General features: G+C 61.3%; 9 protein-coding genes. All 9 read left to right on the forward strand.

The features are described 5' to 3' along the window. Nucleotides 1-95 precede the first annotated feature (95 nt). The 9 genes from ybgF to LQK84_RS14475 all read left to right on the forward strand — a co-directional run bounded on the left by ybgF (nt 96) and on the right by LQK84_RS14475 (nt 12177). On the forward strand, nt 96-1214 hold the full coding sequence (ybgF, locus tag LQK84_RS14435; RefSeq protein ID WP_230829420.1) for a tol-pal system protein YbgF: 1119 nt from the start codon (nt 96-98) through the stop codon (nt 1212-1214). Next, a complete protein-coding gene (gene tilS, locus LQK84_RS14440; RefSeq protein WP_230829421.1) occupies nt 1199-2515 on the forward strand; it encodes a tRNA lysidine(34) synthetase TilS in 1317 nt (438 codons plus the stop codon). The genes ybgF and tilS overlap by 16 nt, the downstream gene beginning before the upstream one ends. Before the next feature lie 80 nt (nt 2516-2595). Beyond that, nucleotides 2596-2799 carry a hypothetical protein gene (locus LQK84_RS14445; protein WP_230829422.1) on the forward strand — a complete coding sequence of 68 codons (204 nt, stop codon included), beginning with the start codon at nt 2596-2598 and terminating at the stop codon, nt 2797-2799. A 192-nt stretch (nt 2800-2991) separates the two neighbouring features. Then, on the forward strand, nt 2992-4920 hold the full coding sequence (gene ftsH, locus LQK84_RS14450) for an ATP-dependent zinc metalloprotease FtsH (RefSeq protein WP_230829423.1): 1929 nt from the start codon (nt 2992-2994) through the stop codon (nt 4918-4920). 306 nt (nt 4921-5226) lie between these two features. Then, complete coding sequence (locus LQK84_RS14455) at nt 5227-6372, forward strand: OmpP1/FadL family transporter (protein ID WP_230829424.1); 1146 nt, start codon at nt 5227-5229, stop codon at nt 6370-6372. A gap of 241 nt (nt 6373-6613) precedes the next feature. Next, a complete protein-coding gene (gene glmM, locus LQK84_RS14460; protein WP_230829425.1) occupies nt 6614-7966 on the forward strand; it encodes a phosphoglucosamine mutase in 1353 nt (450 codons plus the stop codon). A 97-nt stretch (nt 7967-8063) separates the two neighbouring features. Further along, on the forward strand, nt 8064-9740 hold the full coding sequence (locus LQK84_RS14465; RefSeq protein ID WP_230829426.1) for a tannase/feruloyl esterase family alpha/beta hydrolase: 1677 nt from the start codon (nt 8064-8066) through the stop codon (nt 9738-9740). A gap of 204 nt (nt 9741-9944) precedes the next feature. Beyond that, nucleotides 9945-10802 (forward strand): outer membrane protein, encoded by an 858-nt coding sequence (locus LQK84_RS14470; RefSeq protein ID WP_230829427.1) that lies wholly within the window; start codon nt 9945-9947, stop codon nt 10800-10802. A gap of 193 nt (nt 10803-10995) precedes the next feature. Continuing rightward, nucleotides 10996-12177, forward strand: a complete 1182-nt coding sequence (locus LQK84_RS14475; protein WP_230829428.1) for a phosphoserine transaminase — start codon at nt 10996-10998, stop codon at nt 12175-12177. The last annotated feature ends 65 nt before the right edge of the window (nt 12178-12242 follow it).

The raw sequence follows: 12242 nt of genomic DNA on the forward strand, positions 1-12242 counted from the left end.
CCGCTGTCCTTGCGGGGGCAACAGGCGCTCACGCCGGGAGTCTGGGCAATTGGCTGCAAGGACGGCCTGCGCCGCAACCATCTGCAGCAATCAATGTGCAGGCGTCGAATGCCGAGGTGCAGATCCAGCAGTTGCAGGAGACTGTCCGGCAGCTGACGGGACGTATCGAGGACATGAATTTCCAGGTCCTGCAGATGCAGGAGCAGCTTCGCAAGACCCAGGAAGACAACGAGTTCCGCTTCCAGCAGCTTGAGAAGAAGCCGTCCGGCAAGAAGACCGAGCTTGAGACGCCGGCTGGTTCCCAACCCAACAAGGAAGCGGCCGCTGCGGCCGCTTCCGACACCTCTGCGGCGACGGCACCGGCTGCTGCAACAACCGAGCCCCGCACGATCGAACAGGCGACTGCAGCGTCGACACAGATCGGCGAAGACAGCGTTGGCGACACGGCAGGCATTCCGGCCGCCAGCCAGAGCACGCCTGCAGCGGACGCGACCATTGCAAACCAGACTGCCGCTCCGGCGGCCCAGCCTCCGGCCAATGCGCCGAACGAGATGGCCAACATGAAGCCCGGTACACTCGGCAGTCTGATTTTCAATGGCGATGGCAGGATCGTCGAGACGACGCGTAATCCGGCCGACAATTCTGCCGAGACGCTGCCGGGCGTGAAGCCCGCGCTGCCGCCGGCCGCAAGCGGTTCGAAGCCGGCAACGACGGCGGCCACAGTACCGGCGGCAACGACACCGGGCGCACCTGCGGCGGCCGCCACGAAGCCGATGGAACAGGCATCGATCACGCCCAAGGCGTCCGCCACCGGTGCGGCGCCCACGGCCGACCAGAGCTACCAGCAGGCCTACCAGTCGATCCTCAGCGGCAACTATTCGGAAGCCGAGAAGGGTTTCAAATCCTATCTCGACACATTCCCCGGCAGCGCGAAGGCCGCCGATGCGTCCTTCTGGATGGGCGAGGCGCAGTATTCGCAGGGCCATTATAACGATTCCGCCAAGACCTTCCTGAATGCCTTCAAGAGCTACGGCCAGTCGCCCAAGGCGCCCGATATCCTGCTGAAGCTCGGCATGTCGCTGGCAGCCCTCGACAACAAGGATACGGCCTGCGCGACCTTCCGCGAAATTCCGAAGCGCTATCCGAAGGCTTCCAAGGCGGTCATCACGAAGGTTGCCTCCGAGCAGACGCGCCTTTCATGCCCGGCGGGCTGACCGCATTTTCAACACTCTCGCCGCCTGAGGCTGGCAAGCGCTATCTTGAGGGCCAGCCGGACGGGACGACCGTTGCCGTCGCTCTTTCGGGAGGCGGGGATTCCGTTGGCCTGCTGTCTGCGCTTTGCGATGCGCCCTGCTTTCGCGCCGGGCGTGTCAGGCTTGCGGCCATCACGGTCGATCACGGATTGCGGCCTGAATCGGCAGGCGAGGCCGCCGCGATGGGCGATCTCTGCCGTGCGCTTTCCATTCCGCATCTCGTGATGTCGTGGCAGGGTGAGAAGCCACCCACGGGATTGAGCGAGGCGGCGCGGCAGGCGCGTTACCGGCTGCTGGCCGAAGGGGCCGACCGGCTCGGCGCGAATTGCGTCGCCACCGCCCATACGCTGGACGACCAGCTCGAAACGGTCGAGATGCGCCGGCAGCGCAGCGACACGAGCCCGAGAGGACTGGCCGGCATTGCCCCCGCCGCACTGTTTTTCGGCAGGCTGGCGGTGCATCGGCCCTTTCTTCCGGTCCGCCGCGCCGAGATCCGCGCCTATCTTGCCGAACGGAAGATCCGCTGGTTTGACGATCCGAGCAACGACAATCCGCGCTATGAACGCGTGCGGGTGCGTCAGGCCGGGCAATTTGCCCTGGACGGAGAGGCGATTGCCATCGCGGCCCGGAGGCGGATGGAGCTTGCCAAGGCTGCGGCGGAATACACCGATGCCCACGCCCGCATGCCGCTACCGCTGCTGTTTGCGCTCGATCGTCCGCAGGATGACGAGGCCGGAAGGCTGGCGCTTGCCACGCTGATTGCCATTGCCGGTGGCCAGACGCATCTGCCGGGAGAGGAACAGCTCGACAGGCTGCGGCAGGTGCTGGAGACGGGAGCGTCCTCCGTCTCGCTGGGGCGAACGGTTGTCGAGCGCCGGAAAGACGTGCTCTTTATCGGACGGGATCAGCGCAACCTGCCGCCCCTCCAGATCCCACAGTCCGGAAGCGTTGAATGGGATGGGCGGTTCCGGTTCGCTCACGACGCCGACCCGACCATGGCGACCCAGTCCCACGACTGGAGCGGGGAGGACAAGGACGTGCCGCCGCGCATTGCCCGACGTGCGCGCGCCACGCTGCCAGACCTTTCGGGGATCGGGGGAGGGGAGCTGACAATCAGCGTGACACCGCATCTGGCACTCTTCGAAACAGTCCTGCCATCCTTCGACAAGCCGCTCGCCGACGCCGTGTGCCGGCTATCGGCCCGGCCGCTTTTCCCCTGTTTTCTCAGCGCAGGGCTCGCCACATTCCCGCTAAACGGCTAGAATGCGGTCTTGGGGGCAATTTTGGAGTTGGTGCCAACTTGCTCGCGGGTGGAACTTCGCAGAGCTGGATTGGTCGGAGCATGGCGGGCGACATCGTGTCGGCCGGGCATGGTCTCGTCATTGTGTGGAGTTTGACGATGCGTGTAAAATCGATTGCCCTTTGGGTGCTTGCGGTCATTCTGGCCGCTGTTCTTTTCTATTTCTTCCGCGATGAAATGGCGCATCAGGAAGCCAGCAAGGTCAGCCTGCAGATCGTTTCGCCGGAATTTCTGGCCGCAGCCTGACGGGTCTCGGGCTCCGCCTTGCTCCCGGTGCGAGGCGGTTGACAGAACGCCCGATCCGCTCAATTCAGCTTTTCGTATACTATTTGCCGCAAGCATTGCCATCTCGCCTTGGCAAGGGCACACGCGGGACCTATGTTAAGGCCCAGAATAACAGCGGGTTTCAGCCGCTGCGACACATGACCGGGGAGTTCGATGAACCCTAATTTACGTAATTTCGCCCTCTGGGCAATCATAGCGCTGCTTCTGATCGCGCTGTTCACGATGTTCCAATCGGCGCCTGCGCAGACCGGTTCGCGTGAAATCCCCTATTCGCAGTTCCTGCATGACGCCGATGCGTCCCGCATACGCGATGTCGTGATCACCGGCCACCGCATCACCGGCTCCTACACGGAGAACGGCGCGACGTTCCAGACCTATGCGCCTGGCATCGACGATACGCTGGTTGATCGCCTGCAGGCGAAGAACACGGTCGTCACCGTTCGTCCCGAAAGCGACGGCTCTTCCGGCTTCCTTTCCTATCTCGGTACGCTGCTGCCGATGATCCTGATCCTCGGCGTTTGGCTCTTCTTCATGCGCCAGATGCAGGGTGGCTCGCGCGGCGCGATGGGCTTCGGCAAGTCGAAGGCCAAGCTGCTGACCGAAGCGCATGGCCGCGTCACCTTTGACGACGTCGCCGGCGTTGACGAGGCCAAGCAGGATCTCGAAGAAATCGTGGAATTCCTGCGCGATCCGCAGAAGTTCCAGCGCCTTGGTGGTCGCATTCCGCGCGGCGTGCTGCTGGTCGGTCCGCCCGGTACGGGTAAGACGCTGCTGGCGCGCTCGGTTGCCGGCGAAGCCAATGTTCCGTTCTTCACGATCTCCGGTTCGGACTTCGTGGAAATGTTCGTTGGTGTCGGTGCAAGCCGCGTCCGCGACATGTTCGAGCAGGCCAAGAAGAACGCGCCCTGCATCATCTTCATCGACGAAATCGACGCCGTCGGTCGCCATCGTGGCGCCGGTCTCGGCGGCGGTAACGACGAGCGCGAACAGACGCTCAACCAGTTGCTGGTCGAGATGGATGGCTTCGAGGCCAATGAGGGCATCATCCTGATCGCCGCGACGAACCGTCCGGACGTTCTTGACCCCGCACTTCTGCGTCCCGGCCGTTTCGACCGTCAGGTCGTCGTGCCGAACCCGGATATCGTCGGTCGCGAGCGCATCCTCAAGGTTCACGTCCGCAACGTGCCGCTGGCACCGAATGTCGATCTCAAGGTTCTGGCGCGCGGCACCCCCGGTTTCTCAGGCGCCGACCTGATGAACCTCGTGAACGAGGCTGCCCTGATGGCGGCGCGTCGCAACAAGCGTCTCGTCACCATGCAGGAATTCGAAGACGCCAAGGACAAGATCATGATGGGTGCGGAACGCCGCTCGTCCGCCATGACCGAAGCCGAAAAGAAGCTGACCGCCTATCACGAAGCCGGCCACGCCATCGTTGCGATGCATGTGCCGGTCGCCGATCCGGTGCACAAGGCGACGATCATTCCGCGCGGTCGTGCGCTCGGCATGGTTATGCAGTTGCCGGAAGGCGACCGCTATTCGATGAGCTACAAGTGGATGATCTCGCGTCTTGCCATCATGATGGGTGGCCGCGTTGCCGAAGAAATCACCTTCGGCAAGGAGAACATCACCTCGGGTGCGTCCTCGGATATCGAGCAGGCCACCAAGCTTGCCCGCGCCATGGTCACGCAATGGGGCTTCTCTGACGAACTCGGTCAGGTCGCCTATGGCGAGAACCAGCAGGAAGTCTTCCTCGGCCATTCGGTCTCGCAGTCGAAGAACGTCTCCGAGACGACGGCCCAGAAGATCGACAGCGAAGTTCGCCGCCTGATCGACGAAGCCTATACGGACGCGCGTCGCATCCTGACGGAATACCATGATGGGTTCGTCGCCTGCGCCGAAGGCCTGCTGGAATACGAAACGCTGACCGGCGACGAGATCAAGCAGCTGCTCAAGGGCGAGAAGCCGTCGCGCGACCTCGGCGACGATACGCCGCCGAGCCGCGGTTCGGCCGTCCCGTCTACCGGTGCGCGGACGGACACGAAGTCCAAGCCCGACGAAGGGCTGGAACCGCAGCCGCAATAAGCACAGCTGGAACCTTCGAAATCAGACCCGCGGCACCCTGTGCCGCGGGTCTTGCGTTTTGAGAATTTCATAATCTGTTCCCGTCACGGAAATGCCACAGTGGATTCAGGACTTGAAATAAATTTCCACATCCGCGCCGCTTTAGGCCGCCCGCTGGTTTTTCATTCCAAACAGGGCGGCTTTTCGGTCCTTTCAATAGAAACTTACGTAAATTCTTGATGGAAGTGCAGGCGGATGCACGCAGGCTGATGCCGTTGCGTGTCGTGCTACCCGCGATATTCTCCCGGCATCGCATGGGAGGAATACATGACTATCACATCATTCAAACTCGGGCTGGTGGCGGCATTCGCCGCTGTTCTCGGGGCAAGTTCTGCGCTTGCCGGCGGCTTTTCGCGCGGCGATGCAAATACGGATATTCTGTTCCAGCCTGGAACAGCTAATATCAACGCTGGCTTCATCTTTGTGTCGCCGCAGGTTTCCTATGATACGATCAAGGGCGCAAATTCCAGCGACCAGCGTTTTACCGGCGACTACTGGATTCCGAATCTGGCTGTAGGAGCCCGCTTTGCCGACCCTCTTGGCTGTGCTCTCACCTACACGCAGCCGTTTGGCGGTAGCACAAATTACGGCGCAGCGGCTAAGGCCGCTCAAGGAATCAATAATACAACGTCAAAAGAGTTCGTTTCGAACGAATATGGGTTGACCTGTGACGTTCGTCTGGACGCAGGGAAGGGACGTTTTCATCTCTTAGGTGGCGTTTTCCTTCAGGACTTCACATATACAGCGGCCACAAGCTTCGGAACGCTGAAATTGAATGACAGTGGCGCGTTCGGTTATAGGATCGGTGCTGCCTACGAGATCCCTGAGTATGCGCTTCGGGCGTCGGTTTTGTACAGATCTGAAGTCAAACAAACTACGGGAGGAACGTTCACCCCCACGCCGCTCGGAGTGGGTGCCCTCGGCGCTCTCGGTGTCACGGGCGTGACTGCCGCCACGGGTTCGGGAACGCTTCCTCAGTCAGTGAAAGTTTCTCTTCAAAGCGGCGTTGCTCCGGGTTGGCTGGTGTACGGTTCAGTGACATGGACAAACTGGAGTGTTCTTCAGACTTTGAACTACGGCTTTGGCGCAGTAAAGCAAACCGACAAATACTATTTCAAGGACGGTTGGACCATACAGGGCGGTGTGGGGCACCAGTTCACAGATGATATCGCCGGAACGGTTAGTCTTACTTGGGATAAAGGTGTCGGATCGACTGCGTTTATTTCCACGGATACGTGGACTATTGGGACCGGTGCCGAAGTCAAGCTTGGGCCGGGAAAGCTGCAGGTCGGCGCAGGTGCGACCTATATCACTGGCGGCAGTCAAACCGCTGCCGGTGGAGCGAGCTTTGACGCGACGACAAAGGGCTCTTGGGCCTATTCTCTCGGCGCAGGCTACAAAGTCAGTTTCTGAGCAGATTTGGAATTCATCAGCAGGGCCTCGCGGGAAACCGCGGGGCCTTGTGCTGTTTCATAACAGGATGTTTTGGCGCGTTTCCGAATTTGATGAGGCTTTTGCGGCAATCTATGGCAAAGACACTGCAAAAATACGGCCTTCGCCAGCGTGTTCCACTTGCCGGGTCGCGGAAGGCTGAATAAGGACACGGCGGCAAAGGTCCCTTTAAGGGCTCGAACAATCGGGTGGGCGACACACAATGAAGAAGCGCTATTTCGGCACGGACGGTATCCGCGGGCAGGCAAACCGTGCCCCGATGACCGCGGACATCGCGATGAAGGTCGGCATGGCTGCTGGCATGGTCTTCCGCAATGGCGGCCATCGCCACCGGGTGGTCATCGGCAAGGACACGCGGCTTTCCGGCTACATGCTGGAATACGCAATGGTGGCAGGCTTTGCGGCAGCGGGCGTCGACGCCTTCATTCTCGGGCCGATCCCGACGCCGGCCGTTGCCATGCTGACGCGCTCTCTGCGTGCCGATGTCGGTGTGATGATCTCGGCCTCCCACAACCCTTATCAGGACAATGGCATCAAGCTTTTCGGACCGGATGGCTACAAGCTCTCCGACGACATCGAGAAGGAAATCGAGGCCATGCTCGACCAGGATCTGTCGCCGCATTTTGCCGCGCCGGATGACATCGGCCGCGCCAAGCGTATCGACGGGGTTCATGACCGCTATATCGAGCATGCCAAGCGCACGCTGCCGCGCGATGTGACGCTGAGCGGTCTGAGGATCGCCATCGACTGTGCCAACGGGGCTGCCTACAAGGTAGCACCCGCGGTTCTTTGGGAACTGGGTGCGGAAGTCGTGACGGTCGGTGTCGATCCGAACGGCACGAACATCAATCTCAACTGCGGCTCGACCCATCCGGAGGCGCTGGCGCAAAAGGTGCATGAAGTGCGCGCCGATATCGGCATTGCGCTTGATGGCGATGCCGACCGCGTCATCATCATCGACGAGAAGGGCAAGGAGATCGACGGCGACCAGCTGATGGCGCTGATCGGCGAGACCTGGGCCAGTGACGGCCTGCTGCGCGGCGGCGGGATCGTCGCTACCATCATGTCGAACCTCGGCCTCGAGCGTTTTCTGGTCTCGAAGGGCCTCACGCTCGCCCGCACCAAGGTGGGCGACCGTTACGTCGTCGAGCACATGCGCAATTTCGGCTTCAATGTCGGCGGCGAACAGTCGGGCCACATGGTGCTTTCGGACTTCGGCACGACCGGCGATGGTCTTGTCGCGGCGCTGCAGGTGCTGGCCTGCGTGAAGCGCACCGGCAAGACGGTCAGCGAAGTGTGCCGCCGTTTCGAGCCAGTGCCGCAGCTTCTGAAGAACGTCCGCTATTCCGGCGGTTCGCCGCTGGACAACAAGACGGTCAAGGAGGCAATCGCCGCTGCCGAGTCCGATCTGAAGAAGAACGGGCGTCTCGTCATTCGTCCCTCGGGCACCGAGCCGCTGATCCGCGTGATGGCGGAAGGTGACGATCGTGGCCAGATCGAGCAGATCGTCAACGACCTGACGGGCGTCATTGCCGGGGCTTCCAACGCGGCGTAGTTTCCTGGTCCATATTGTTATGTACCATAATCATCATTGACGGTGCGGCGAACCGCATCTAACCTTCCTCCCGTTCTGTTGGATCTGGGAGGAAACCATGATGGGACGTTTGAAATACGGGCTGCTTGCATCAGCCTGCCTGTTTTTCCTTGAATTTTCCGGTGGGGCGCATGCGGCTCAGAAGCTTGCCTGCGATGGTCTGACGGGCGAGGCGCTTGGACTGAAGGATGTGAAGATCCTTTCGGCAAGCTCGACGCCGGCAGTCAAAGATAGTCCGGTTGCGCATTGCCTCGTCAAGGGCGTGACTGCGGAGAGGACGGGGGCCGACGGCAAGCCCTATGCGATCCGTTTCGAGTTCCGGCTGCCTGACGACTGGAACGGCCGGTTCGTCCACCAGTTCAATGGCGGCAATGACGGTGTCGTCGTTCCTGCAATGGGCCTTCCGGTTGCCGCAAGCACACAGAAAGGTGCGTTGGCCAGCGGCTTTGCCGTGCTGTCGTCTGACGCCGGGCATGACGGCAAGGCCAATCCCGAGGCGGGGCTTGCCGGCAGCAACATGTTCGGCCTCGATCCCGAAGCGCGCGAGTTTTACGGCTATAAGGCCGTGGAATTCCTGACACCCGTCGCCAAGGCCTTCATCAAGGCCTATTACGGCGCAGCGCCACAATATTCCTATGGCATTGGCTGCTCCAATGGTGGTCGCCACGGGTTTGTCGCCGCCGCGCGCCTCGGCAAGGAATATGACGGTATTCTGGCCGGAGCCCCGGGCTTCGATCTGCCGAAGGCCGCCATCCAGCACGCGCTCGATATCCAGCAGTTGCATGCCGTCAACGGCGATGTCCGCAAGGCGCTCACGGTGGACGACCAGCAGATTGTTGCAAAGCGGATCCTTGCGGCCTGCGACAAGCTGGATGGCCTGGAAGATGGCATCGTCTCCGATACTGCGGCCTGCCAGAAAGCCTTCAAGCCACAGGACATGATCTGCCAGCCCGGCCAGAATTCGTCCTGCCTGCCGGCAGAAAAGGTGAAGGCGCTAGAGACCATGCTCGCCGGGCCGAAGAATTCGAAGGGCGAGCAGCTTTACAGCGACTGGTCCTGGGATCCGGGCATCGGCGGCGGCAACTGGCGTTTCTGGAAGATCGAAAGCCCAATCGCGCCGTGGGATCATATGCCCCTGATTGCGGTCATGGGGGCAGGGTCGCTGGCGCAGATCTTCACGACCCCGCCGACCAAGGTCGGTGGCGATCCGGCGTCGCTGGAGAAGTTCCTGCTGTCCTTCGACTTCGACAAGGACGCGTCCAAAATCTTCGCGACCGACGGTGCGTTTGGCAAATCGGCCATGTCCTTCATGACACCGCCGGACGCGGATAACCCCAAGCTCTCGGACTTCGAGGCTGCCGGCCACAAGATGATCGTCTTCCACGGCGTCGGCGACCCGGTCTTCTCGTTCAACGACACCCGTCACTGGTACGAGCGGCTCGCGGCCAACTATGGTGGCGATGCCAGCAAGTTTGTCGAGCTCTACCCGGTTCCCGGCATGACGCATTGTGAAGGCGGACCGGCGACCGATCAGTTCGATCTGTTCGAGAAGCTTGTCGGCTGGGTGGAAAAGGGCCAAAAGCCGGCCGACGTGATCGCCGCGCTGAACCCGAAGAACAAGGACGTGCCGGCCGCATGGCCGCAGTTGCGGACGCGCAAGCTCTGCCCCTATCCGCAAGTCGCGCGATATACCGGCGGCAATCCCGAAGAGGCCGCAAGCTTCGCCTGCCAGTAGGCGAAGGCCCTTGCTGAACGGGGAGCCGGCTTTGCCGGCTCTCTTTTTTCATAAGCCAATCAAAGCATTTATCATTAACCGTGGGTTTAGTCGCATGGTGAATTTTCTTGGTTAAGTTCAATTTAACGAATGGGAACTAAAGTCCGGAGCATGGGTCTGACGGCGAAACACGCCGCCGGCGCAACCGAATTTCCGGAGATAAAAATGAAAAAGCTGATGTGGAGTGCCATTGCTGCGGCGATGCTGGGCGCAAGCGCCCATGCTGCCGATCTTCCCCAACCCGAAGTCATTCAGGCTCCGCCCGCCGAAGTTCAGGTCGCGTCCGTCAGCGGCTGGTATCTGCGCGGTGATGCGTCCTACAGCATCATGAGAATGCGCGGCGCGCACTATTTCATTACGAAGGACGCTACCGGCACGGTTGACAACGGCACGTTCGATTCGACGAAGCTCGACAACTCGGCCAGCATTGGCGCCGGTGTCGGTTACCAGTTCAACAACTATCTGCGCAGCGACGTGACGCTGGACTATACGTTCCGCACCACGTTCAACGGCTCGACGCAGGGCGGTTGCGGCGTTTCGACGGCCTGCACCTCGCGCGATATCGCGCACATGACGATGTTCAGCCTGCTGGCCAACGCCTATGTTGACCTCGGCACCTATGGCAGCGTCACGCCTTACGTCGGCGCCGGCCTCGGTGCGACGCATGTCAGCTGGGATGGTGACAACAACACGTCCTGCGCCAACGACGGCTCCGGTTGCGACCCGACCTTCCAGCATGAAGGCCGCGAAAGCTGGCGCTTCACCTACGCCCTCATGGCCGGTGCTTCGATCGACGTGACCTGCAACGTCAAGGCTGACCTCGGCTACCGTTATCGCCACGTCAACAGCGGCCCGATGTTCGGCAGCATCTACTTCTCCGGCTCGCAGGCCAATGTTGGCCCGGGCTTCGACAAGGGCTTCGACATCCACGAAGTTCGTGGCGGTCTGCGCTACCAGTTCGGCAATGGCGGTTGCGGCGAAGTCGCACAGGTTCCGCCGGCTCCGATGCCGATCTACAAGTAAGACCTTCGAATTCGATGCTGAAAGCCCGCCTTGTGCGGGCTTTCTTGCGTCTGGAATCCGGTTTTCCCGATGCGGCAAATATTTTGTCGTTTGCGTCACAGGGGCGCTTGACTGTGAAAGACGATTCCCATATTCCCAGCGGCGGGACACTCCTCCCCAACGAGGAGCCAACTATCTGGAAGGATAGACTGATATGGCTGATACCGCCGCAAAACCGGGCGTACGCCCGCAAAACACCCATTTCTCTTCTGGCCCTTGCTCGAAGCGCCCCGGTTGGTCGCTCGATGCACTTTCCGATGCTCCCGTCGGCCGTTCGCACCGCGCGAAGGTTGGCAAGGCGAAGCTGAAAGAGGCCATCGACCTTACCCGCGAAATTCTTGAAGTGCCGGCTGATTACCGCATCGGTATCGTGCCCGCTTCCGACACCGGCGCCGTCGAAATGGCGCTCTGGTCGCTGCTGGGCGAACGCCCGGTCGACATGGTCGCCTGGGAAAGCTTTGGCGCCGGCTGGGTGACGGACGTTGTCAAGCAGCTGAAGCTCAAGGACGCCCGCAAGCTCGAAGCCGCCTATGGCGAGCTGCCGAACCTGGCCGACATCAATTTCGACCACGACGTCGTCTTCACCTGGAACGGCACGACCTCGGGCGTTCGCGTTCCGAACGCCGATTTCATCCCGGCTGACCGCAAGGGCCTGACGATCTGCGACGCGACCTCTGCTGCATTTGCGCAGAACCTCGACTTCGCCAAGCTCGATGTCGTCACCTTCTCCTGGCAGAAGGTTCTGGGCGGCGAGGGCGGTCATGGCGTGATCATCCTCAGCCCGCGCGCTGTCGAGCGTCTGACGACCTATGTTCCGGCCTGGCCGCTGCCGAAGATCTTCCGCATGACCTCCGGCGGCAAGCTGATCGAGGGCATCTTCACCGGCGAAACGATCAACACGCCGTCCATGATCTGCGTCGAGGACTATATCGATGCGCTGAAGTGGGCGAAGTCGCTCGGCGGCCTCAAGGCGCTGATGGCGCGTGCTGACGCGAACACCAAGGTCATTGCCGACTTCGTGGCTGCCAACGACTGGATCGCCAATCTCGCCAAGGACCCGGCAACGGCGTCCAACACGTCCGTCTGCCTGACGATTGCCGACAAGGACGTTCTGGCGCTCGACGCTGACGCGCAGGCCGCTTTTGCCAAGGGCATCGTGACGCTGCTCGACAAGGAAGGCGTCGCCTATGACATCGGCGCTTACCGCGATGCGCCGTCCGGCCTTCGCATCTGGGCTGGTGCCACGATCGAGACGGCCGACATGCAGGCCCTGATGCCGTGGCTGACCTGGGCTTATCTGACCCAGAAGGCAACGCTCGCCAAGGCTGCTGCCTGAGTTGCTTCTGGCCCTGCCTGACGAAGGCGGGGCCGACATTCCCGAGACAGAATTAGAACCCTTTT

This window comes from Rhizobium sp. C4, assembly GCF_021026315.1.
In the GTDB taxonomy this organism is placed as follows: domain Bacteria; phylum Pseudomonadota; class Alphaproteobacteria; order Rhizobiales; family Rhizobiaceae; genus Ensifer_A.

Bases quoted from the DNA above. Each gene is read 5' to 3' on its own strand.
- tilS (WP_230829421.1), top strand. From the start codon at position 1,199: ATGCCCGGCGGGCTGACCGCATTTTCAACACTCTCGCCGCCTGAGGCT.
- LQK84_RS14445 (WP_230829422.1), top strand. From the start codon at position 2,596: ATGGCGGGCGACATCGTGTCGGCCGGGCATGGTCTCGTCATTGTGTGG.
- ftsH (WP_230829423.1), top strand. From the start codon at position 2,992: ATGAACCCTAATTTACGTAATTTCGCCCTCTGGGCAATCATAGCGCTG.
- LQK84_RS14455 (WP_230829424.1), top strand. From the start codon at position 5,227: ATGACTATCACATCATTCAAACTCGGGCTGGTGGCGGCATTCGCCGCT.
- glmM (WP_230829425.1), top strand. From the start codon at position 6,614: ATGAAGAAGCGCTATTTCGGCACGGACGGTATCCGCGGGCAGGCAAAC.
- LQK84_RS14465 (WP_230829426.1), top strand. From the start codon at position 8,064: ATGATGGGACGTTTGAAATACGGGCTGCTTGCATCAGCCTGCCTGTTT.
- LQK84_RS14470 (WP_230829427.1), top strand. From the start codon at position 9,945: ATGAAAAAGCTGATGTGGAGTGCCATTGCTGCGGCGATGCTGGGCGCA.
- LQK84_RS14475 (WP_230829428.1), top strand. From the start codon at position 10,996: ATGGCTGATACCGCCGCAAAACCGGGCGTACGCCCGCAAAACACCCAT.